Below are 23,381 nucleotides of genomic sequence, written 5' to 3' on the forward strand. Positions count from 1 at the left end.
GGTGGTTTCTCATTCTCGTTCGACCTCTAAGGAAGGCCGGAATACAGGCCAGTCTGCCGATGTCCTTTCTTGGAGCGAGAAAATGAGTTCGTCCCCGGTTTCACAGCGCCATCCATTGAGTCGTGCCTTGCACGGTGCGATTTTGGGTTTGATCGTGAGCAGCTATGCATTGCCATCGCTGGCGCAAACCTCGGGCGCTGACCACAGCGATCAAGTCAAACAGTGGAATATCGCCCCCGGGCCACTGGCGCCAGCGCTTGACCGCTTTGCGCGCGAGGCTGGCATCAGCCTTTCCTTCGACGCCTCGAGTGTGGCGAACCGCACCACGGCTGGCGTGAATGGCTCGCTCGATACATCGGCAGCGCTGTCATCGTTGCTCCAGGGCAGCGAATTGCAGGTCGAACAGCAAGGCCCGAATGCTTACCTGCTGACCCCTCAAGCAAAAACCGCCGGCCCGCTGGAGCTCGACGCAACGGCCGTCGAGGACTACCGCCTCGCCCCGCTCATCATCAATGCCAAGGTCCGGGTCAGTGCCGACGACGACGCCAATTCCGTGGTCGCCAAGGAGCTCTGGGTTGGCGGCAAGGTGGCCACCAGCATTCTCAATACACCGGCATCGGTGTCGGTGGTGACCAACAAGGAAATGCAGCAACGCAGCGTCAGCACCACGGAAGAAGCGCTGCAATACACGCCGGGCGTGGTCAGCGACTTTTATGGTACGGATGATCGCAACGACTATTTCCAGATCCGCGGCTTCCAGGCCACCACCTACCGTGACGGCTTGACCCTCAGCTCGATGCGCGGCGTACGCGAAGACCCATTCGCCTATGAGCGCATCGAGATTCTGCGTGGCGCCAACTCCACGCTGTTTGGCCCTGCGGACCCGGGCGGTTCGGTAAATTTCGTGACCAAACAGCCGCGCTTCGAGAAGTTTGGCCAAGGCTATGTGACCTACGGTTCGTTTGACCATGTCGAGACCGGCATCGATGTCGGCGATGCGCTGAACGACGAGAAAACCCTGGCCGGCCGTTTTACTGCCAAAGGCCAGAACAGCGACCGCGAGTACGATCACTCGCAGGACGATAACCAGTTGTTTATGGGTGGCCTCACCTGGGCACCGACGGATTACACATCGGCTACGATGATTCTGGATTACCTGAAAACCGAAAGTTCGCCCAACAGCGGCGGCTATCCACTGGATCGGGAATACGACCGCAGCAAGTTTTATGGCGAGCCCAGCTACAACTTCCACGATGTCGAGCGCACCAGCCTCAGCGGTAACGTCACCCATGATTTCGACAACGGCTTCGTGCTGCGCAGCAATCTGCGTTACAGCAAGTTGACCGATGATTTTGGCTACGTGTACCTCAGCGACAGCGCCGCACGTATCGGTACCACCGTCGATCGCTACCTGTTCGGAACCGACACTGAAGCCGACCAGTTCAACGGCAATCTGATGCTGCAATACGATGCCCGCTTCGAGAACATCGACAGCAGCAGTCTGGTGGGCGTGGAGTACCTCGATTCGACCACCAAGGAAAGCTCGGTCTACGCCCTGACAACCCCGATCGACATTGCCAACCCGGTGTTTACTGGCGTTCCACGCTCAATCGCGCCGTATGCCGTCAACAAGCGAGACGCGACCACCAAGGCTGTGTTTCTTCAGCAGAACCTGTCGTTCTACGAGCGTTTCATCGTCACCGGAGGTGTGCGCAACGACTCGATGGACCTGACCAGCAAAGGCTTGCAATCCACCGAGAAAGACAACTTCTCCGAAACCTCCTACCGAGGTGCGTTGACCTATATCGTCAACGATGAAGTCTCCACCTATGTGAGCATGGTCGAATCCGTCTCGCCGCCGCAGGTCGGCGTGACACCGCAGACAGGCAGGCAGTACGAAGTCGGCGTGAAGTATGCGCCGATGGGGATGGATGCACTTTTCTCCGCCGCCGTGTACGACCTGACCCAGGAAAATGTCACCATCGCCGTGGTGCTGCCGAGCGGCATCATCGAGCAGCAGACGGTGGGCGAATCGAGGGCGCGTGGCCTCGACCTGGAGGCCAAAGCGCAGGTGACGCAGAACCTGAGCCTGATCGGTGGCTATTCCTACATGGAGTCCGAGGTACTGCGCGGTTCGTTGTATGACGGCAGTTCCCTGAAGGGCAACGAGTTCGCCACGGCACCCAAGCATTCCGCTTCGCTCTGGAGTTACTACGACGTACCCGCCACTGATGTCAGCGTGGGCCTGGGTGCGCGCTACGTCGGCGCTTATTACTTCGATGCAGCCAACTCCGGCAAAAGCGATGGCACTACCCTGTTCGACGCCGCCTTCAACTACAAGATCGCCAAGGGCACCGACCTGGCGGTGAACGTCAGCAACCTGCTGGATGAGCAGCACGTGGTCGGCTCCGGCACGGCGAACTTCTACAACCCGGGCCGCGAGATTACCGCCAAACTGAGCTACAACTGGTAATTAGGCGGGTAGCCTATTTTTGCGTAAAGGAAACGGTGCCCGCGTTACCGCGAGCACCGTTAACTACGGGCATACTCAGCTTGATCTACGCTTGAATGAAATCACGCGGAGAACCAGATCATGTCCCTCGCTCCCGGAAGTCTATTGGCCCTGGCTGTGGGTGTCTGCTTTTGCACATCCGTGCTCGGACAAGGGGCAGCAGACAGCGATTCTCCACCGGCGATACTGCCATTGGCATCCGAGAGTGCGCCGAGACTCATTGCCTACCCGCCGCTTGCCGAGCCACTCGCCCGCGGAGTGGTCATCATCCAGTTTCGAACAGAGCACGCCAGGATCATGCCGGTGTTTGGCAAGGTGGCTGCCGAGGTATCACCACGCTTAGGTCACCTTCACGTGACCGTCGATGACTGGAAAGGTACGTGGGCGCACACCAGTGAAGACCCGATTATCCTGGTCGGGCTAACCCCCGGTCCTCACAAGGTTCTCTTGGAAGTGGCCGACCCGACGCACCAGATCATCACCAGTACGACAGTGAGTTTTACAGTACCGGAGAAGAAACCGATGGACGCTCCCCGTACTGACGATCATCACGCGGTAAAACCATGACTGCCGTGCTATTCACCGAAACAGGCAACGATCGACGTCCCTGCCAGCGACTGCCTGGCTCAATATCTCCAGAAAACCGGGGTCACGAGCACCAACACCGTCAGGATTTCCAACCGGCCTAGCAGCATGCCAACGGTGAGTAGCCATTTGGCCGCATCTGGCAGTGACGAGAAATTACCTGCCGGTCCAATAATGGTGCCCAGGCCGGGGCCGACGTTACACACCGCCGTAGCGGCACCGCTCAGGGCGGTAATCCAATCAAGCCCGATCAGAGCCAGGCCCAAAGCGATGGCGGCAATCGTGATGGTGAAAAAAAACGAGAAGGTCAGCAGCGAGCGGACGATTTCCTCATCGATGGGATGGCCGTTGTATTTTTTCTGAATCACGGCGCGAGGGTGGATCAACTGCTTCAAGCTGCTGACCAGAAGCGCGGCGGCCACCTGAAAACGGAAGATTTTCAGCCCGCCGGCCGTTGAGCCGGAACAGCCACCGACGAAGGTCAGATAGAAAAACAGCAACACAGCGAAGCTGCCCCACAAGGTGTAGTCGCCAACCGCAATTCCAGTGGTCGTGACAACCGAGGTCACATTGACCGCCACGATACGAAACGCGTCCCACCATCCGTAGTCGCTGTGAAAATACAGCCAGGTACCTACCGCCAACGATGTGACGAGCAGGAATCCAATAAACCCGCGTACCTGGTGGTCCCTGATCAGCGCACGCCGATTGCCTCGACATGTAGCGACGTACAAGGTGAATGGCAGGCTGCCCAGGATCATGATGACCACCGCCACCCAGTGAATTGCTGGCTGCTCCCAATGCCCGAGGGAGGAATCCGACGTCGAGAACCCACCAGTAGAGATCAACGACATTGCGTGGTTGATCGCTTCGAATGGGGTCATTCCTGCGAGCCAGAGCGCCAAGGTGCCGATACCCGTCAGGCTTAGATAGAGCAAAAGGATGTACTTGGCTGCGACATGAGAACGTGGTGTCACTTTCTCCGACCAGTCCGAGGACTCTGTCTGGAAAAGACGCATGCCGCCGACTCGCAAGAGCGGAAGAATCGCGACAGCCATGCCGATAAAACCGATGCCGCCTAACCAATGCAGCATGGAACGCCAGATCAACAAGCCGGGAGAGGCGCTATCCAGACCGGTGAGTACCGTCGAGCCAGTGGTTGTGATGCCCGACATCGTTTCAAAGAATGCATCGGTGTAGCTGATATCGCTGATGAAAACCATTGGTAACGCTGCGAAGGCGCACACAACAACCCAGCTCGCGGTAGTCAGCAGGTACATGTCCCTGGGCCGAAGATTGCCGGTCTCCGGACGCCCTCGCACGATCAACAGCAGACCACAGATGAAGGTAATCAGACTCGACCAGAGAAAGGCCGACAGATCGTCGCTACGCTCATGGACCACCAGCGTGAACATGGGTATAGCCATGCTTACCGCCAGGGTGATCAGAAAAATACCCAAGATGAAGCCGATAAGCCGAATTGCTGCGAGGGACATCACGATAGCGTTCCAAATTAGCGCCGCGCAGTATCGGATGCCCTCAATAAAGACTGCGTAAATTCTCCGTAAAATTTTGACCTGCAATCAGTCAGGCTGCGGGAGTCGAAGGCCAAATGCCCGCGCCAATCAAGCCCTTCACTGCACCGGGCATTCGGTTTGTCCCGAGCGAACTCCCAAACCCGCACAAAAAAACCACCGATGCGTTGTCAGTTGATCCTTTTCAGCCTATCTTCAATAAAACCTATACAGGCAACCTGTATGCGTACAACCTTTTCGCCAGACATTGGCCCTCACGCAGCACCGCCACGAGTGACCCGAATGAGCCCACTATTAGCCAGCCATTACCGTGAAATCCTCGTTGGCGTCGGCGAAAACCCCGAGCGTGAGGGGCTTTTGGATACGCCCCAGCGCGCCGCCAAGGCGATGCAATACCTGTGCAATGGTTACGGGATGAGCCTGGAAGACGTCACCAACGGTGCGCTCTTCGAGTCGCAGAGCGATGAAATGGTGATCGTCAGTGATATCGAGCTTTATTCGCTGTGTGAGCATCACATGCTGCCGTTTATTGGCAAGGCGCATGTGGCGTATATCCCCACTGGCCGGGTGTTGGGGCTGTCGAAGGTGGCGCGGGTGGTCGACATGTTCGCGCGGCGCCTGCAGATCCAGGAAAACCTTACTCGGCAGATTGCTCAGGCGATCCAGCAGATCACCGATGCCGCCGGCGTCGCGGTGGTCATTGAAGCCAGGCACATGTGCATGATGATGCGCGGCGTCGAGAAGCAGAATTCGATCATGACCTCCTCGGTCATGCTCGGTGCCTTTCGCGACAGCTCGACGACGCGGCAGGAATTTCTCCAGCTCATCGGACGGCGCTAGGCCTATACATAATCTGTTACCTGTACAAGCTCAAGGAGTAGGCACATGACCCGATTTCTGCTGGTGTTAGGACTGGCGCTCAGCATCGCAAGCTGCGGCAGTGTCGATGTTGCTCGTTACGCTGACCAGCAACCGGCATTGAATCTGGAGCAGTTTTTCAGCCAGCCCGTCAAAGCCTGGGGAATGTTCCAGAAGCGCAACGGCGAAGTGGTCAAACGTTTCGAGGTCGATATCGCCAGCCGTCGTGAAGGTGAAAACCTGATCCTCGACGAGCGCTTCCGTTACAGCGACGGCACCCGTGAACGCCGAGTCTGGACCCTCACTCCCGGGGGCAATGGTCAGTGGAGCGGTCGCGCGCATGATGTTGTCGGGGTTGCTCAGGGCCAGATCGCTGGAAGCACCTTCCACTGGCGTTATCGCCTGAACCTGCCAGTCGACGACTCGACCTACGAGATGAGCATGGACGACTGGATGTACCTGGTCGACGAGGACACGCTGATCAACCGCACCCGTATGTCCAAGTGGGGTTTCGAAGTCGGTCAGGTGACGGTGTTCTTCCGGCGCCAGAACGCTGGGACGAACCCATGAGCAGTGGGTTGACCCTGGCCTCGTTCGGCGACGGTTATCGCGCTCTGGTGATCGGCGCCAGTGGCGCCCTCGGCACGGCGTTTTGCCAACATTTGAAACAGGATCCACGCTGCGCCAGCGTCCGTGCGCTGGGACGCCAGACTGTGCCGAAGCTCGACCTCGAGCAACCCGAAACGATCGCCAGCGCCGCCGCTGAACTGGCAGGCGAAGCGCCCTTTCACCTGATCATTCACGCAGCCGGCCTCCTTCATCGCGACCAAATCAAGCCGGAAAAAAGCTACAGCGCGATCGACGCCGAGTCGCTGCAGGCCGTGTTCCAGGTCAACACGCTGGGGCCTGCATTGCTGTTGCGCGACTTTCTGCCATTGCTTGCACCTCAAGGCGCGATGGCGATGCTTTCGGCAAAAGTCGGCAGCATCGGCGACAACCGTTTGGGCGGCTGGTACGCCTATCGCGCCTCCAAGGCTGCGCTGAACATGCTGATCAGGACCGCCGCCATCGAGCTTTCGCGCACGCGCCTGCAGAGTCGCTTGCTCAGTCTGCACCCGGGCACAGTAGTGTCGCCGTTGTCGCAACCTTTTCGCGGAGCCTCGAGCGCCCGCCCGGCAGACATTGCCGCCGGGCAATTACTGACTCTGATTGACACGCTAACGCCGGCCGACAGCGGCCATTTCTTCGCCTACGATGGAGAACGCCTGCCCTGGTAGGCAAGGAGTGAAGCATGAATCTGCAAACCCTCACCGAACGTGCGGCCAACAGTGAAGTTCGCGAACTGGAGCTGCTGTCACTCGAAGGTGGATTTTATCTGGCGAGAATTCGCGTAGATCAGGGCCAGTTCACCTTGCTCGATGACGCGGCCAAGCCAATGCACCTGCGTTCAATCACCCACCTTCGCGACTTGCTGCAAACCGTGCCGGCGTTTCCCTGCGTGCTGGTGCAGCAATGCGTGCACGACGAAATGTGCGGCCGGGATTCAGGGCCGGTCGAAGAGCTGCGCATTCCGTTTTCGCTGACCACGCCGTTATGACGCCGAAGCAAGGCGAGCGCTGAATGGCAGGCTGATAAAGCGCGCGTCGCCCACCGGCGACGCATTTATCGAACCCCTGCTCCGTCCACGGGTCTGCTTCACATCGATTCCCTGGAAGTAAATCCCATGTCCACTCAACACACACTTGTCCTGCTTGCCCGAGGCGGATACGCCGCGCGCGGCGTTCTGTATCTGATCATCGGCATCTTCGCGCTGCTGGCGGCGCACGACTCCACCAAACCGAAAGACAGTCACAAAAGCCTCGAAGCGTTGCTCAGCCAGCCCTTCGGCTACGTGCTGATCGGTGTTGTGGTCGCCGGCCTGCTGGCCTTCGCCGCCTGGCGTGCGCTGCAAGCGATCCGCGATGTCGACCACCACGGCAGCGAGTTCAAAGGCCTGGTCATTCGCGCAGGTTTGCTCGCCGGCGGTCTGGTCAACGCGGCGCTGGCCTTCTTTGCCTTGGGTCTGTTGGTGAGTGGCCTCAGGAGTTCCGGCGGTTCCGGCGATGGCAAGACCAAGGATCTGCTCGCGCAGCTGCTGTCATTCGAGCATTCGAACCTGTTGATCTACCTGATCGCGCTGATCCCGCTCGGTGTCGGTATCGCCCACATCATCAAAGGCTGGAAGGCCTCGTTCGAGAAGTACTTCGAAGCGGATGACGAAGTGATGCGTTACGTGCGCCCGGTGTCGCGCTTTGGCTTGATCGCCCGAGGCGTGGTGTTTATCGAGATTGCAGTGTTGATGGCGGTCAGCGGCTCGGTTTACCAAGCGACCAATCCACCCGGCATGAAGGAAGCACTGGATGCTTTGCAGAATCTGCCGGCAGGCGGCGTGCTGTTGATGCTGATGGCCTTGGGGCTGATCGCCTTCTCGGTATACAGCTTTTCCGAAGCCGCCTGGCGCAGAATCGAAATGGATGTGCCGTTGTAAGCGGCGATTCGAGGGGGCGTGTGCCCCCTCGACTTTTCGTCATCAAGTGAACAGATCAACGCCCAACTGAAACGCTACCCAGAGCGCCAGCCCGGTAGCGAAAAGCAGCGCGATGTTTTCAAACAGGTTGTTGCGATATTGCTTGTCCAGCAACGATTTCTGGTTGGACATGATCAGCAAGCCTAGGGAAATCACCGGCAAACCAATGATGTTCAATGCGCTGACACCAATGGTCAGGGTGACGAAATCCGGCATGCCCGGCATCGACCAGATCAGCGGCGTGACCAGGATGAACAGCATGAACCACTTGTGCATCGGGTCATGATGAAACTCTTTGCCGTACTTCTCGCGACGCTCAGGACGAACATGCTGGAAGGCATCGGTGATCAGCATCGGAAACGCCGTGGTCTTGCCTGAAATACTGGCAAACAGGGTCGCGAACACACCGATGAAGAACACGTACCAGCCGATCGGGCCGAAGAAGATTTCCAGCGCCTTGCCCAGATCGCCCAAGGTTTTCACCTCGATGCCGTTGGGCCGCAGGATTTCCGCACCGACGATCCAGATCGCCAGGTTGATGATGATCCCGACGAACACCGCAAACAGCAGATCGTTACGCTGAATGCGCTTGTGCTGCGGCCCGGTCCAGCCTTTCTGGCGCATGACATAGGGGTGCACGAAGTTGGCGATCGAGCCGGCGACCGCGCCGATTACCGAGACCGCCACCAGCAACGCGCCATGCACGCCTTCGTCCGGCGGAATGCTGAAGCCGATGGTGCCTTTGATGATGCCGCTGACATCCGGGCCGGACATCACCGCCAAAGCGATGAACGCCAGGGTCATGATCGCCAGCAGCAGCTTCATTACGCCTTCGATCATCGTGTAGATGTTGCGCCCGACCAGCATCCAGACCGCCAGCACCACCGCCACCGAGCACAGCAATGGCTGATCGATCTTGAACAGCATCGCCAGTGACTCCCCTGCCCCCTTGATCATGTAGGCGTTCATCAAGTGCCCCATCAACAGGGCATAAACCAGCATGAACCAGGCGAACACCGGGTTGAGCTGGGCGTAGCCCTGCAGAATGGTCATGCCTTGGTTATTGCACAGCTGGAACCGGGCAATGATGTTGACGATCAGGTACCTGAGCAACAGCGAGACCGCCAGCACCCACATCATGGCGTAGCCGTAGTTCGCACCGGCCACGGAGGATGTGATCAGGTCACCCGCACCGAGCCACGACAGCACGGCGATAATGCCGGGGCCGAGCAGTTTCAGCGTTCGCAGGAACAGGTTTTGCGGTTTCGCAGCGGCCTGATGATCGAGTGGAGCCATGCTCGTCATAGGGGTATCTCCGTTATTGTTTTTGTGAGAATTGATGCAGTGCGCACATTAGGTAGGATGTCGTACAACAACGCTAACAGGAGAGTATGTAAAAATGTTTCACAACTCGCTGATTACCGTGCTGCTCGATCATTTCTGCTGATCAACATCCTCTAATACGCGTCTATAAAACCAGGCTAGGCGACGTTCCAGCTCCATGAAATAGACATTGAAGCCTTCGCCAATCACTCATAGGATGACTGATCACAACAACAATAAGGCTAAAATGATGAACAGAACGCTCTTGATTGCTGCGCTCGCCTCCACGTTGAGCGTGACGGCCAATGCCGCCACCTATGCCTACATCTCAAGCCCCGGTGACGGTCTGATCTCGCAGTATCGCCTTGATCAGAGCAATGGCGCGCTCACCCTCGTTGAGCAGATTCAGGCCGGTGATCAGGTCAATCCCATGGCTCTCTCCCCGGATGGCAAGGTGCTGTTTGCAGCCTTGCGCGTCAAACCCTTTCAGGTGCTGGGTTACCGGATCGATCGCCAAAGCGGTCGCCTGACAAAATTCACCCAAGCGCCCCTGGCAGAGAGCATGGCCTACCTGTCGACCGATCGAAAAGGTCGGTACCTGCTCGCCGCGTCCTACGGCGCCGATGCGCTCAGCGTTCAAAAGATCGGCGAGGATCAGCAACCTTCCGCCAACATCCTGCGTTATCCGACCGGCCTGCACGCCCATTCAATTCGCACCGAGCCGAGCAATCGCTTTGCCTATGCCGGCAACCTGGGCACCGACAAGGTGCTGCAATATCGCCTGGATGCCAAGACTGGCGAACTCAGCCCGATCGGCAACGGCTCGGTCAGCGTCCCGGACAACACCGGCCCTCGGCACCTGGCGTTCTCGCCGAACGGCAAATTCCTTTACGTGGTCGGTGAAATGAGCGGCACCGTGACTGCGTTTTCAATCAACGACGCCAGCGGCGCGTTAACGCAAATCGCTGTGGCCAACGGCATTCCCGAGCGTTTGCAACTGGCCCACGGCGAAGTTCGGGATGCGCGCAACAACGATTTGAAAGACGATCCGACCCCGCGCATCTGGGCTGCCGACCTGCGCATGTCGCCGGATGGAAAACTGCTGCTGATGAGTGAGCGCACCAGCAGCAGCGTTTCGGCATTTACCGTGGATCCGGCAACCGGAGGACTGAAGTTCCTCGATAACTACTCAGTGCAGGAACAACAACCACGCAATATCGCCTTCTCCCCCGATGGCCGCTGGCTGCTGGTGACGGGCGAGAAAAGCGCCAAGGTCGGTACGTACGCGGTGAGCAAGGATGGCGCGCTGAAGCGTGTCGGTGAAGCGGCCTCCGGCAAAGGCGCGTTATGGATCGAAGTACTGCAAACGCCTGACGCTTGAATATCTGCGGAGCAGCAACTGCTCCGCCGTCCTGCAACTAATCCCCCGCCGCTTCGGTCATTAGGTTTGCCGAGGTTGATACATTTACGCAGACCTCACTTTCAAGAGACTGCCCCCCGTGATCAGCCATCTCGATCGCCGCAACAACCGCTCGCTGGACAGTCTGAATTTCTTTCTCGCCGATGTCCGCGACGGCCTCGGGCCGTACCTCGCCATCTACTTGCTCGCCGTGCACCACTGGGACCCGGCCAGCATCGGTGTAGTCATGACCCTCGCCGGTATCGCCGCGCTGGTCACGCAGACACCGGCCGGTGCGCTGGTTGACAGCAGCCGGGCGAAACGGGCGCTGATCATCATCGCCGCGCTGTTGGTGACGGCGAGTTGCCTGGTGCTGCCGTTCATTACTTCATTCAGTCTGGTGGCGTTGACCCAAGCCTTGAGCGCGGCGGCAGCATCTATTTTTGCCCCGGCCATCTCCGCGATCACCCTGGGCATCACCGGCCCGCGAGCATTCACCCGGCGTACCGGTCGCAACGAGACGTTCAACCACGCCGGCAACGCGTGCGCGGCGTTATTGGCCGGCTTGTTTGCCTATTTGTTCGGTCCGGTGGCGGTGTTTTATCTGATGGCGGTCATGGCGCTGGCCAGCGTGATTGCCGTGCTGTTCGTCTCGGCAGAAGCGATAGATCACGACGTCGCGCGCGGTTTGCAGCCTGGCGATCGAAGCCATCAGCCGTCCGGCTTCAAGGTACTGCTGAGCAATCGCCCGCTTCTGATGTTTGCCCTGTGCTGCGCGCTGTTCCACTTGGCCAACGCGGCGATGCTGCCGCTGGTGAGCCAGAAACTCGCCCAAGCCAATTTGCACCTGGCCACACCGCTGACGTCAGCGTGCATCGTAGCCGCGCAACTGGTCATGGTGCCAATGGCGTTGCTGGCCGGCGCGAAAGCCGATGTCTGGGGGCGCAAACCGTTATTGCTGGCGGGTTTTCTGATCCTGCCGCTGCGTGGCTTGCTCTACACCTTCTCGGATGATCCGTACTGGCTGGTCGCCGTGCAGTTGCTCGACGGTGTCGGCGCTGGTTTGTTCGGCGCGCTGTTCCCGGTAATGGTCAAGGATCTCACCCTCGGCTCCGGGCATTTCAATGTCAGCCTCGGCGCGCTGACCACAGCATTTGGCCTTGGCGCGGCGCTGAGCAATGGGCTGGCCGGATTTGTCGTCGAGGCCGCCGGTTACAGCGCGGCATTCCTGACCCTTGCCGCAATTGCAGGGGCAGCGTTTCTGCTGCTATTGATCGGCGTTCCGGAAACGCTGCAGCGGACTGAGCAATTCGAGTCCGCTGCAGTTATGGGCCAAACCTGAGCTAATCGCCACCGCAGCCATCGCCTAAAACGCTGTAAGTGGCGACATGCCGCTGACCGTGGCTGTCTTCATAGACGACCTCCACCGGAACAATTCCGCAGGCGGCGCTGGTGTCGGTGATGCTGATGGTTTTGGCGATATCCAGTGGCACGCCGGTCTGCACAGTTTCGGTGGCAGCGAACACGTTGCCGGCGAGGATGGCCAGGGTCAAAGCAATAAACGTTTTCATCGTGTGATCTCTCTATAAAGGATGAGGAATTCAGGCCTGACGTTCAGTCAGCAATTGGCGCGCGGAATCGGCCATGACCGGCAGCGCTCCGGCGAGCATCAGGACGTCTTTGAGCACCAGTCGTCCGGCACCGGACAGATAGGGAAAGCCATGCTGACCATCGCCCAGCGCAGCGACCCAGGCTTCAGGCGTGGTGACCAGAAAGCTCAGGGTCACCAGCGGCGTAGCGAACGCCAGCGCGCCACCGAGCAGGCCGGTGCGGCGGGAAAGCGGGTTGGACAGGACCAGCAGACCGATGAGAATTTCCACCACGCCAAGCCCGGTGGAAAAACCGTAGGTGTTGTTCGCGGTCTGCCAGGCGCGCTTGTCGGCGTTCAGCTCGCCCTCATGGGTCAGGTGCGCCTTGTATTCCTGCGGGTGCTCGTAGAAGAACGACATCACCGGACTGTTGGCGACGAAAGGCGTAATGCTGTCGGCTTCGTACGGGACGAATTTCAACGCGCCGATCCACAGGAATACGATGGCGATGGCCACGCGCATCAGCGGGATGCCGAGGCGATCGAGTTTGCCGAGCTGTTGTAGTCCGGCGTTGATTGAGGTGAACATGCGACGTCTCCAGATCAATGAAAGTGGAGTCAGTCTGCGGTGCTATCGAATCGCGCTTTTGTCGGTCATGCTCAACGTCTTGCTCAATCGTCTCAACTTTGGGGATTCCTTCGTGATGGGTGCCAATGAACTCGCTCGATAAGCTCATCAGCCTGGCCAACGTGCGCGGCAGTCTTGATCTGCGCTGCCAGTTCCAGGGCGACTGGGCGCGCGATCATCAACAGGAAGCCTTGGGCAAGGCGCCCTATCACGTCGTGCTCAAAGGTGAGTGCCGGGTAGAACTGGCCAGCGGACAACGCCTGGCGATGCGCGCCGGCGATATTCTGTTGTTGCCACGGGGCACGCCGCATGTGCTGCACAGCGGCGGTAAAGATGTAGCGCCAATGCTGCCAACGCTGATTCCCGGCGGGGTGTTGCCGATCTATCGGCTGGGTGGCGCGAGCGCCGATCTGGACATGCTTTGCGGTGGCTTTCATTACAACCGCGCATCGATGCTGTTCGCCGCCCTCCCCGATTACCTGTTGATTGCCAACGATGGCTTACCGATTGATGCGCCGCTGACCGCCCTGATTGCGCTGTTGCGCAGCGAAGCCGACAGCGAACAGCCGGGTGCACGGTTCCTCCTCGACTCACTGTCCCAAGCGTTGTTCACCTTGATCCTGCGTGCGCACCTGGCGCGTGCCGATCACGACAAAAGCACCCTGGCGCTGCTCGGCGACCAGCGCCTCGGCCGCACCTGTCAGGCGATATTGGCCGACCCGGCGCACGAATGGACCATCGAGGCCATGGCCGACACCGCGAACATGTCCCGTGCAACGTTCATGCGCACCTTTGCCCGGGTCGCTGGCGTATCGCCGTGGGTGCTGCTGACCCAGTTGCGCATGGAGCTGGCATTCAGTCTGCTCAGCCATTCGCATCTGGGCCTGAATGACATTGCCGTGCAGGTCGGCTATCAGTCGCAGGCTGCCTTCAGCAAGAAATTCAAGGAAATTTACGGCGAGGCCCCGGGCAAAGTCCGCCGCGCGATCTGAGCGGATGGATCGCTTTGTATCAGCGTGTAGCTTTCGCCGCCCCAGATACACACTCATGCGAAGTTCGGCCGTGCGCACACACAACTGACACATTTAGCGCGCTAAATACCACTGTCGCTTCCATTCCTACCCCAACCAATCGACAGGACATCACCATGAACAAAGTCTTCGCAACCCTCGCCCTTACCGCCGCCATGTTCGGCGCCACCGCTGCGTTCGCCGCGCCGGTCAAACCCACCGTGGTGCTGGTGCACGGTGCCTTCGCCGATTCGAGCAGCTGGAACGGCGTGGTCAAGATTCTCGAGAAGGATGGCTACCCGGTGATCGCCGCTGCCAACTCGCTGCGCTCGGTCAAGAGTGATGCGCAATCAGTGGCGGATGTGCTGGCCAGCGTGAAAACCCCGGTGGTGTTGGTCGGCCACTCTTACGGTGGCCCGGTGATCAGCGAAGCCGCTTACGGCAATGCCAATGTCAAAGCGCTGGTGTACGTCGCAGCTTTTGCACCGGAAAAGGGTGAAACCGCCGCTGAGCTGTCCGGGCGTTTCCCTGGCAGCACCCTCGGCCCGACCCTGTCGGCCCCGGTTGAGCTGGCCGATGGTGGCAAGGATTTGTACATCCAGCAGGACAAATTCCACGATCAGTTCGCTGCCGATGTGTCTCAGGCAGATGCGAAGTTGATGGCCGCCACGCAGCGCCCGGTGACCGTCGCCGCGCTCAACGAAGCCGCCACCGAGCCTGCATGGAAAACCGTGCCGTCGTACTTCGTCTACGGTGACCAGGACAAGAACATCCCGGCGCAAGCCTTGGCGTTCATGGCCGAGCGCGCGCACTCCAAGCAGACCGTCGTGGTCAAAGGCGCTTCGCACGTGGTGATGGTGTCCAACCCGAAAGCCGTTGCCAGCCTGATCGAAACCGCTGCGGCCGCGAAGTGATCCAGCGCTGAGTTGAACCTTGAAGCCTTAGCCGTGAACCCTGTTCACGGCTTTCAGCGCTGGGTGGTGTTGCAGCCGCTCGCTGAGAAAATCCACAAACGTGCGCACCTTCGCCGGTACGCGCGGATGTTTCAGATAGACCAGTTGCACCGGTAACGCCGGCGGCTCAAAGGCCTCCAGCACCAATTCCAGTTCACCGGCCGCGACCTGGCTGGCGACTTGATAAGACAGCACTCGGGTAATGCCCCAACCGGAACTGGCGATGTTGATCGCCGCCTGATTCGCGGTGACCACCAGACGCGGCTCGAAGCGAAAACTCAACGGGCCATCGGCATGGGCGAATTGCCAATCGCTGAGCAAATGACTGGCGGACGACATGACAATATTGGCGCGGCTCAGCTCGTTCGGATGTTGCGGTCGGCCATAGCGGGCGAAGTAATCGGGGGTGCCGCAGATCACCTGACGGACCTCGCCGACCTTGATTGCATGCTGATTGTTCTCGTGCAAATGGCCGATGCGCACGGCGACATCGATACCCTCTTCCGCCATGTTCACCACGCGATCAACCAGCAAAGCCTTCAGATGAACCGAAGGAAACGCATCGACGTATTGCGCCAGCAACGGCGCGATGAACAACTCGCCAAACAATACCGACGCGGTCACGCTCAAGTGCCCGCACGGCACCCGATAACTGCCGGCAGCGGCCTCTTCGGCTTCGTCGACGTCGCACAGAATTCTTCGGCAATCGTCCAGATAACGATGCCCGGCTTCGGTCAGGTGCAGGCTGCGCGTGGTGCGCGACAACAGACGCGTGCCGATGCGTTGTTCCAGCGCGGCAATGGCGCGGGTGACGCTGGGGGGCGAGGTGTTCAAACGCCGGGCCGCAGCCGCAAAGCCGCCCTCCTCGGCCACGGCCAGGAACATGCGCATTTCCTGAAAACGATCCATAGCTGGGGACCTGTAAAAAACCTCGAAAACACAGTGAAATCATGTGGGAGCGAGCCTGCTCGCGAAAGCTTTCCGTCAGTCAACATCACCGTTGCATGACACACCGCTTTCGCGAGCAGGCTCGCTCCCACAGGGTTTGGTGTACACAGTTAAATTTGGGCAATGCTTCAACTCCCGCCAGTACGCCCGCACATTCGGATATTCCTCCAGCGAGACAGTGTTTTCCAATGCATGGATGGGACAGCTGACGCCAAACCCGTGGGAGCGAGCCTGCTCGCGAAGGCATTCTGTCAGTCAACATCACCGTTGAATGACCCACCGCTATCGCGGGCAAGCCCGCTCCCACAAGGTTTTTTGGCGTGTGCTGATATCAAGCGCTTTGCAGGCCCACCGCTGTGCGCTGCATGCCGACGAATTTCGGCAGCGCCTCGACCCGTTCCAGCCACGCCCGCACATTCGGATATTCGTCCAGCGAGACATTGCCTTCCGGTGCGTGGGCGACGTAAGTGTAGGCGGCCACATCGGCAACGGTTGCCTTGTCGCCGGCAAGGAATGCGCTGTTGGCCAACTCGTCTTCCATCACCTGCAACAACGCATGGGAACGCTTGATCGCATCAGCCGCGTCGTAACCGGCGCCGAATACCGTGATCAAGCGCGCAGTGGCCGGGCCGGAGCTGATCTGCCCGGCAGCTACCGATAACCAGCGTTGCACCTTGGCTTGTTCGACCGGATCGCTCGGCAGCCACTGGCCGTTGCCGTATTTGCTCGCCAGATAAACAAGAATGCCGTTGGAATCAGCGAGCACCGTACCGTTGTCGTCAATCACCGGCACTTGGCCGAAACGGTTAAGGGCGAGGAATTCAGGGGTTTTGTGTGCGCCCTTCATCAGGTCGACGAACACCAGTTCGGTCGGAACATTCAGCAGGGACAGCATCAACTCGACGCGATGCGAGTGGCCGGACAACGGATGGCGATACAGTTTGACGGCTGACTGAGACATGACGTGCTCCTGGATTATTTGAGGTCGACCCGCTGATCGTGTCGATGGGTCTCATCCTGCTCCCCTGCCGCAAATCGCGGAATCCTCAGCAAATACAATCGAGCATTTCAGCCAGTGAAATAATCATTCTCGTCCTTAGGCGCGCGTAGGGATCATTTCACCGCGTGAAACAGTGGATTGCAGTTTCTGGCCATTCCCTCGCAACCGGCCGAGGGCGAACATGAGCCCACTTGAGCTTCAGCCCCTGGCGGCTCACCGGCCCGTTTGCACCCGAGGAGAATCGAAATGGACACAGCGTCGAAACCGCAGCCCTCGCCCTGGCATGAAGGTGAGCTGACCCTGCAACGTGCCGTCGGCGCGGTGGAGATGATGGTCGGTGTCGGCCAGCGGCAACTGGCCCGCGACTGGATGCCGGATCAGCACCGCGAGTTCTATGCGCAACTGCCCTTCGTCGTGCTCGGCGCCGTTGATGGCCAGGGCGACCCGTGGGCGACGCTGCGCACCGGTCAACCGGGGTTCATGGATTCGCCGTCACCAGAGGTTCTGAAGATCAAACTCGACGCGCAGCCCAACGACCCGGCCAATCAAGGCCTGCAACCCGGCGACGCGATCGGCATGCTCGGCATCGAGCTGCACACCCGTCGGCGCAATCGCATGAACGGCAACATCAGCCGCCGCGCTGACAACAGCCTCGAGATCGGCGTGACCCAGGCTTACGGCAACTGCCCGCGCTACATCAACCTGCGCCATTACGCCTTCGTCGACGAAACCACCGATGCCGCGATCGACTTGCCGGTCAGCGAACCCTTGGTGCGCGACATGATCACCGCCGCCGATTCGTTCTACGTGGCCACTTATGTGGTGCGCGACGGTGAGCGGCAAGTCGATGTGTCCCATCGCGGCGGCAAATCCGGTTTCGTCCATATGGACGAAGACGGCACCCTGACCATCCCGGATTTCTCCGGCAATCTGTTCTTCAACACTCTGGGCAACATCCTGCTCAACCCGCGCGCCGGGCTGACCTTCATCGATTTCGAAAGCGGCGATCTGTTGCAGATGACCGGCAGCGCGGAAGTACTGCTCGACGATCCGCAAATCGCCGCGTTCCAAGGTGCCGAACGTCTGTGGCGCTTCAGGCCGCAGCGCATCGTTTACCGTCAGGCCGCATTGCCACTGCGCTGGGCCGAGCAGCCGCAAGGCGATTCGCCCAATTCGCAAATGACCGGCAGCTGGGAACAGACCCGCGAACGTCTGCAGGCCGAGGCGCTGCGCAACCAATGGCGTGCGCTGCACGTAACGCGTGTAGTCGATGAGAGTCCGCAGATCCGTTCGTTTTACCTGCAAGCTAACGATGGCTTCGGCCTGCCGCGCTTCGAACCGGGCCAGCACTTGCCGATCAAGATCTTGCTCGACGGCCAGGACGCCGCGTCGATCCGCACCTACAGCGTGTCCAGCGCGCCGTCGGACGAATTTCTGCGTATCAGCGTCAAACGCGATGGCTCGGTATCCTCGCATCTGCATGATCGCGTTCAGGCATTGGACTTGATCGAAGCCCGCGCGCCGCAAGGCGACTTCACCGTCGACGCCACCGAACGCCGGCCACTGGTGCTGTTGGCCGCAGGGGTTGGGGTGACGCCGTTGCTGTCGATGCTGCGCGAGGTGGTCTATCAGGGCAAACGCATCAGCCGCATGCGTCCGACCTGGGTGGTGCAAAGCAGTCGCACCGTCGAGGATCTGGCCTTTCGCGAAGAAATCGACGCCTTGGCTGCGCGCGCCGGTGACAAGGTCAAGGTGCTGCGCGTGGTCAGCCAGCCGCCGCTGGAAGCAACAGCGCAAGGTTACGACCATGCCGGGCGCATCGACATGGCCTTGCTGAAAAGCCTGCTGCCGCTGGATGACTACGATTTCTACCTGTGCGGCCCGGGCAGCTTCACTCAGGCGCTGTACGACGGCTTGCGCAAAATGCGCATTCCCGATGATCGCATCCACGCCGAAACCTTCGGCCCGTCGACGCTGATCCGCGATGTCGAAATCAGCACCCCGGCGCCGCCGCAAGTGCCGGTCGCAGAAGAACCGGTCAAGGTGCTGTTTGCCACGTCCGGCAAGGAAGCACGCTGGGAACCGGGCAGCGGCACCTTGCTGGAACTGGCCGAGGCGCGTGGCTTGAATCCTGAGTTCAGCTGTCGCGGCGGCTCGTGCGGCACCTGCAAAACCCGCCTTACCAGCGGCCAGGTGCATTACCTCACCCCGCCGGCCATGCGTCTGGCGGATGACGAAGTGCTGATCTGCTGCGCCGCCCCGGCGCAGGGCAGCGACACCCTGGTGCTGGATGTTTGAATGTTGAGGAGGTGTGCCATGAAGCCGTTTGCCGAAACCAGCGTCGTTTGGCCGCAAGAGAAAACCGGACTGTCCGCCAGCGAATGCGAACGCAGTTTTTTGCTGCCGCAATTGATGGGTTCACTCGCCGGTGAAACCTGCGCGTTGACGGGCTCATTCAATCAACGTGAGCATCTGCCTTCGAGCCCGAACGGCTGGTTTTCCCGTGGGCTCAAGGCGTTGTTTGCTTAGGCTTTGCTCACCGCCGCCACTCTGCCCGCCGGCCCATGCTGGCGGCTGCTAATCAATCCGACGAAGGAAATCAGCAGCGCCAAGCCAATGGTCGAGGTCACTTCCAGGCGATGTTCAGGGGTGATCATCATCACCGCCAAAGCCGCGCAGATGAAGGCGATGACCAGCCAGGTGAGCCAGGGAAACAGCCACATGCGCAGGGTCATTTCGACCTTTTCCCGTTCCAGTCGGCGGCGCATGCGCAACTGCGAAATGGCGATCACCAGATACACCAGCAAGGCAATCGCGCCGGAGCTGGCGAGCAGGAACTGGAACAGCCCGGCCGGCATGAAATAGCTGAGCAAGGTAACGCCTGCGCCGATCACCGTGCTGGCGATCACCGCCGCGCGTGGCACGCCCGCCCCCGAAGTCACCTTCAATGCCGGCGGCGCATCGCCGCGTCGGCCCAAGGAATAGAGCATGCGCGAGGAAATGTAGATCGAGGAGTTCATGCAACTGGCCACCGCGATCAACACCACAACGTCGACGAGAAATTTGGCGTTGGGGATGTTCATCAGTTCCAGTGCGCGCTGGTAGGAGCCGACCGAGGCTAGTTGCGGGTCATTCCACGGCACCACGGAAATCACCACGAAGATCGACAGCAGATAGAAAATGCCGATACGCCAGATCACCGAACGCGTGGCCTTGGCGATGTTCTGCGCCGGATTGTTCGATTCCGCAGCGGCAATGGTCACCGCTTCGGTGCCGATGAAACTGAACATGATGGTGATGAACGCGCCGACCACCGCCGACATGCCGTTCGGCGCAAAGCCGCCGTGCTCGGCCATCAGCGCGCTCAAGCCACTGGCTTCACGCTCGGGAATCCAGCCCATCAGCACCGCAAAACCCAGGCCGATGAAACCGATGATTGCGATGACCTTGGCCATGGCGAACCAGAATTCGAACTCGCCGTATTTCGACACGCTGAACAGGTTGGTGATCACCAGCAGGACGATCGACAGCAAGGCGAACAACCAGGCATCGACCTGGGGAAACCACTGATTGAGCACGTGACCTGCGGCCAGTGCTTCGATGGGAATCACCAGCACCCAGAACCACCAATACAGCCAGCCTATGGTGAACCCGGCCCAGCGGCCAATGGCTTGATCGGCGTAGGTGGAAAACGAGCCGGTGTCGGGATGCGCCACGGCCATTTCGCCGAGCATGCGCATGACCAGCACGACCAGCAGACCGGAGAACAGATAAGCGAGCAGCACCGCAGGTCCTGCGGCGGCGATGGCGTGGCCTGAGCCAACGAAAAGTCCTGCGCCGATGATGCCGGCAATGGAAAGCATGGTGACGTGACGCGGTTTGAAACCTTGCGCCAACTGACCGTTGGAGTCCTTGGGGTTCAGGCTAGTCATGGGTTCTTATTGTTCTCATGATCGACGTTTGGGTCACTGACTGTGCGTCAGGCGATCATCATTTCCGGTGCCGACATCAGGCGAAAGCTGCGACGCAGACGCTTTGCCGACGAAATGATGCTTCACCTTACGTGGCCCGACCGCCGCCCAACTAGCCTGAGTGCGGCATGCCGATGTCTGATTTCGACATGCCACTCTCAGGCCACCATGAGTCGGCGGCAACCGCTGCGGCGATTTACAGCGTGTAGGAAATCCCCACCTGCACGGTTCGCGGCGCGCCCGGGTAGGCGTAAACGTTGCCGAAGGCGCCTTCTTCGTAGTCGCGGTCGAAGATGTTTTTCACATCGAGGTTGAGCCGTACTTTATCGTTGACCTTGTAGAAGCTCAGCAGGTCGACCACGGTGTAACTGCCCATGGAAAACGCGGTGTTGGCGGTCTGCCCCGCGCGCTCGTCGACGTATTTCAGGCCGGTGCCAAGGCCAAGGCCTTTGAGCGTGCCGTCCTGGAACTCGTACATATTGAGCAGGCTGAAGCTGTTCTTCGGAATGTTCAGCAGACGGGTGCCGGAGCGCAGCGTGTTGTCCTTGGTCACCTCGGCGTCGACGTAAGCGTAACCGCCGACTACTCGCCACTCCGGAGTGAGATTGCCGGTGACGTTGACATCGAAACCACGGCTGCGCACTTCACCGGCAGCGACGCTGAAGGTCGAATCTACCGGGTCGGTGGTCAGCACGTTGCGTTTTTCGATCTGGTAGATCGCCGCGTCGACGCTCAACTGCTGATCCAGTGCCTCCCACTTCACGCCCATCTCGTAGGACTTGCCTTTCTCTGGAGCGAAGCCGCCGCCTTCGCGACTGGCGCCGGTGTTGGGCTTGAACGAGCGCGCGGTGTTGGCGTAGACAGCCAGGGTTTCGGTCAGGTCGTAGGTGACGCCGATACGCGGGGTGACGGCGTTGTCGCTGGCCTGCCAGCTCTTGCCGCCGGGTACGTAGGTTTCGTAGTCATGCTCGAAGCGCTCGAAACGCGCACCGGCCAGCACCTTCAGCTTGTCGGTCAGGGCGACCTGATCCTGCACGAACGCTGCGTAGGTCTTGAGATTTTCTTTGTCATGAGTCGGCGTGCGGGTCAGCGCCGGGCGTGGCTGGCCGTAAACCGGATTGAAGATGTCGATCGGGTAGGCACTGACCGCGCCGCTGGAGCGCTGGATGATCGACTTGTAATCGTAATCTTCGTACTCGATGCCGGTGAGCAAGGTGTGCTGCAGACCGCCAGTATCAAAATGCCCGGTGAGGTTGAGCTGGGTGTCCTTGTCGGTCCATTCCAGCTTGCGGTAGTTGAAGTTGCGCCCCAGCGTGCGGCCGTCAGCGGCAATGCCGTTGGCCTCGATCGCGTTGCCCTTGAGCGAGCCGTCGAGCCACTGGAAACCACCGCCGAGGGTCCAGTCATCGTTGAGCATGTGCTCGAAACGCAACTGCGCCATGTTGTTGTCGTTGTGCAGCTTGCCGACGTCCTTCTCGCCAAAGAAGGTATCGCGCGAGGCAGTGCCGATCTGCGCCGGGTAGCGCGTCACGCCACGATCGAGCGGCGCGTTGTTGCGCATGAAATCGCCTTCGAAAATCAGCTTGGTCGCGTCGGTGGCCTGCCAGGTCAGCACCGGCGTGATGCCGTAGCGCTCGGTCTCGACATGATCGCGGAAGGTGTCGCCGCCCTCGCCCACCACATTCAAGCGATAGGCCAGGCGCCCTTCTTCATCGAGCGGACCGGAAGCGTCGAGGGTGCCGCGCTTCATGCCTTGGTCGTTCAACTGGCTGCCTAACGTAACGGTGCGCTCGGGCAACGGCTGTTTCGACACCACGTTGAAGGTACCGCCTGGGTCGCCACGGCCATAGAGCATGGTCGCGGGGCCGCGCAGCACTTCCAGACGCTCGATGGTGTTGGCGTCGGGCATGTTCGGGTAGCCACGGTTAATCGGGAAACCGTTGCGGTAGAACTCACCGGTGGTGAAACCGCGCACGGTGAAGGTGGTCAGGCCCTGCCCGCCGAAATTGTTCGCCCGACCGACGCCACCGGCGTAATCCAGCGCATCCTGCAAACGCGTGGCGCCGAGGTCTTCGACGGCGTCCTTGGTGACCACGCTGATTGACTGCGCGGTTTCATGAATCGAAGTGTCGGTGCGCGTGGCGCTGGCCGAACGCGTCGCGCGGTAGCCCTGCACCGGGCCGTCTGCCCGTTCGTAATCCGCTGTGCCGACTACGTCGGTGGCTTCCAGCTCAAGCGTTGAAGAAGTCGGTTCGGCTGACTCAGCCCACGAGGAAGAAGACAACGCCTGCAGCACACAAATGGAAAGCAGAGTTCGACGCATGAGGTGAAAACCTTTACGAATAGGCCAGAACGAAGGGCAAAACCGCCAGTGAAAACGTCGCGCATGGTATACGGTCGCATTAGTAATTGAAACGTATTCCTATTTGTCATGTTGATCAGGATTGGTGAGCGAGATTCATCATTCCATCCTGAAACCGCGCATTATCAGTGGCGCGTCGATGG

21 protein-coding genes are annotated in these 23,381 nt (G+C 59.7%); 13 read left to right on the forward strand and 8 right to left on the reverse strand.

The window, feature by feature from the left end; translation table 11 throughout:
- Positions 1-82 precede the first annotated feature (82 nt).
- Together ASG55_RS10075 and ASG55_RS10080 are read left to right on the forward strand one after the other, a co-directional pair.
- Positions 83-2,473 carry a TonB-dependent siderophore receptor gene (locus ASG55_RS10075; RefSeq protein WP_056786078.1) on the forward strand — a complete coding sequence of 797 codons (2,391 nt, stop codon included), beginning with the start codon at positions 83-85 and terminating at the stop codon, positions 2,471-2,473.
- Positions 2,474-2,593: 120 nt separating this feature from the next.
- Complete coding sequence (locus ASG55_RS10080) at positions 2,594-3,079, forward strand: DUF6130 family protein (RefSeq protein WP_056786081.1); 486 nt, start codon at positions 2,594-2,596, stop codon at positions 3,077-3,079.
- 59 nt (positions 3,080-3,138) lie between these two features.
- Here the strand turns inward: ASG55_RS10080 and ASG55_RS10085 are convergent, their stop codons facing one another.
- A complete protein-coding gene (locus ASG55_RS10085) occupies positions 3,139-4,593 on the reverse strand; it encodes a TrkH family potassium uptake protein (RefSeq protein WP_056786084.1) in 1,455 nt (484 codons plus the stop codon).
- 321 nt (positions 4,594-4,914) lie between these two features.
- Between ASG55_RS10085 and folE the strand changes: the two genes are divergently transcribed.
- The 5 genes from folE (at position 4,915) to ASG55_RS10110 (ending at position 8,017) form a co-directional block, all read left to right on the forward strand.
- On the forward strand, positions 4,915-5,472 hold the full coding sequence (gene folE, locus ASG55_RS10090; RefSeq protein ID WP_041480339.1) for a GTP cyclohydrolase I FolE: 558 nt from the start codon (positions 4,915-4,917) through the stop codon (positions 5,470-5,472).
- 45 nt (positions 5,473-5,517) lie between these two features.
- Positions 5,518-6,060 carry a DUF3833 domain-containing protein gene (locus tag ASG55_RS10095; RefSeq protein ID WP_056786086.1) on the forward strand — a complete coding sequence of 181 codons (543 nt, stop codon included), beginning with the start codon at positions 5,518-5,520 and terminating at the stop codon, positions 6,058-6,060.
- Positions 6,057-6,767, forward strand: coding sequence for an SDR family oxidoreductase (locus ASG55_RS10100; RefSeq protein ID WP_056786088.1), 711 nt, complete (start codon positions 6,057-6,059; stop codon positions 6,765-6,767). The genes ASG55_RS10095 and ASG55_RS10100 overlap by 4 nt, the downstream gene beginning before the upstream one ends.
- A gap of 14 nt (positions 6,768-6,781) precedes the next feature.
- Positions 6,782-7,087 (forward strand): DUF6482 family protein, encoded by a 306-nt coding sequence (locus ASG55_RS10105; RefSeq protein WP_016774774.1) that lies wholly within the window; start codon positions 6,782-6,784, stop codon positions 7,085-7,087.
- 126 nt (positions 7,088-7,213) lie between these two features.
- Positions 7,214-8,017 carry a DUF1206 domain-containing protein gene (locus ASG55_RS10110; RefSeq protein WP_056786090.1) on the forward strand — a complete coding sequence of 268 codons (804 nt, stop codon included), beginning with the start codon at positions 7,214-7,216 and terminating at the stop codon, positions 8,015-8,017.
- Positions 8,018-8,059: 42 nt separating this feature from the next.
- On the opposite strand, the gene ASG55_RS10115 is transcribed toward ASG55_RS10110, so the two are convergent.
- A complete protein-coding gene (locus tag ASG55_RS10115) occupies positions 8,060-9,352 on the reverse strand; it encodes an Nramp family divalent metal transporter (RefSeq protein WP_370695140.1) in 1,293 nt (430 codons plus the stop codon).
- Positions 9,353-9,626: 274 nt separating this feature from the next.
- On the opposite strand from ASG55_RS10115, the gene ASG55_RS10120 reads away from it, so the two are divergent.
- Positions 9,627-10,760 carry a lactonase family protein gene (locus ASG55_RS10120; protein ID WP_056786865.1) on the forward strand — a complete coding sequence of 378 codons (1,134 nt, stop codon included), beginning with the start codon at positions 9,627-9,629 and terminating at the stop codon, positions 10,758-10,760.
- 118 nt (positions 10,761-10,878) lie between these two features.
- The gene (locus ASG55_RS10125; protein ID WP_056786093.1) at positions 10,879-12,120 is read left to right on the forward strand and encodes an MFS transporter; all 1,242 of its coding nucleotides are present in this window, start codon (positions 10,879-10,881) and stop codon (positions 12,118-12,120) included.
- 1 nt (position 12,121) lies between these two features.
- Here ASG55_RS10125 and ASG55_RS10130 read toward each other — a convergent pair whose 3' ends face one another.
- Positions 12,122-12,349 carry a DUF2790 domain-containing protein gene (locus ASG55_RS10130; protein ID WP_056786095.1) on the reverse strand — a complete coding sequence of 76 codons (228 nt, stop codon included), beginning with the start codon at positions 12,347-12,349 and terminating at the stop codon, positions 12,122-12,124.
- 30 nt (positions 12,350-12,379) lie between these two features.
- A complete protein-coding gene (gene rclC / locus ASG55_RS10135; protein ID WP_056786098.1) occupies positions 12,380-12,955 on the reverse strand; it encodes a reactive chlorine resistance membrane protein RclC in 576 nt (191 codons plus the stop codon).
- 125 nt (positions 12,956-13,080) lie between these two features.
- Here rclC and ASG55_RS10140 point away from each other — a divergent pair, with 125 nt between their 5' ends.
- Positions 13,081-13,986, forward strand: coding sequence for an AraC family transcriptional regulator (locus ASG55_RS10140; RefSeq protein WP_056786101.1), 906 nt, complete (start codon positions 13,081-13,083; stop codon positions 13,984-13,986).
- 155 nt (positions 13,987-14,141) lie between these two features.
- Positions 14,142-14,918 (forward strand): alpha/beta fold hydrolase, encoded by a 777-nt coding sequence (locus tag ASG55_RS10145; RefSeq protein WP_056786104.1) that lies wholly within the window; start codon positions 14,142-14,144, stop codon positions 14,916-14,918.
- Positions 14,919-14,945: 27 nt separating this feature from the next.
- On the opposite strand, the gene ASG55_RS10150 is transcribed toward ASG55_RS10145, so the two are convergent.
- Positions 14,946-15,866 carry a LysR family transcriptional regulator gene (locus ASG55_RS10150; RefSeq protein ID WP_041480329.1) on the reverse strand — a complete coding sequence of 307 codons (921 nt, stop codon included), beginning with the start codon at positions 15,864-15,866 and terminating at the stop codon, positions 14,946-14,948.
- Between the two features lie 370 nt (positions 15,867-16,236).
- Positions 16,237-16,866, reverse strand: coding sequence for a glutathione S-transferase family protein (locus ASG55_RS10155; RefSeq protein WP_056786106.1), 630 nt, complete (start codon positions 16,864-16,866; stop codon positions 16,237-16,239).
- 285 nt (positions 16,867-17,151) lie between these two features.
- Between ASG55_RS10155 and ASG55_RS10160 the strand changes: the two genes are divergently transcribed.
- Complete coding sequence (locus tag ASG55_RS10160) at positions 17,152-19,203, forward strand: 2Fe-2S iron-sulfur cluster-binding protein (RefSeq protein WP_056786109.1); 2,052 nt, start codon at positions 17,152-17,154, stop codon at positions 19,201-19,203.
- 18 nt (positions 19,204-19,221) lie between these two features.
- Positions 19,222-19,434: a hypothetical protein gene (locus ASG55_RS10165; protein ID WP_041480326.1), complete on the forward strand. Its 213-nt coding sequence runs from the start codon at positions 19,222-19,224 to the stop codon at positions 19,432-19,434.
- On the opposite strand, the gene gabP is transcribed toward ASG55_RS10165, so the two are convergent.
- A complete protein-coding gene (gene gabP, locus ASG55_RS10170; RefSeq protein WP_056786111.1) occupies positions 19,431-20,837 on the reverse strand; it encodes a GABA permease in 1,407 nt (468 codons plus the stop codon). The genes ASG55_RS10165 and gabP overlap by 4 nt on opposite strands.
- Before the next feature lie 235 nt (positions 20,838-21,072).
- Positions 21,073-23,199 (reverse strand): TonB-dependent siderophore receptor, encoded by a 2,127-nt coding sequence (locus ASG55_RS10175; RefSeq protein ID WP_056786113.1) that lies wholly within the window; start codon positions 23,197-23,199, stop codon positions 21,073-21,075.
- Positions 23,200-23,381: the final 182 nt, after the last annotated feature.

Source organism: Pseudomonas sp. Leaf434, assembly GCF_001425545.1.
In the GTDB taxonomy this organism is placed as follows: domain Bacteria; phylum Pseudomonadota; class Gammaproteobacteria; order Pseudomonadales; family Pseudomonadaceae; genus Aquipseudomonas; species Aquipseudomonas siliginis.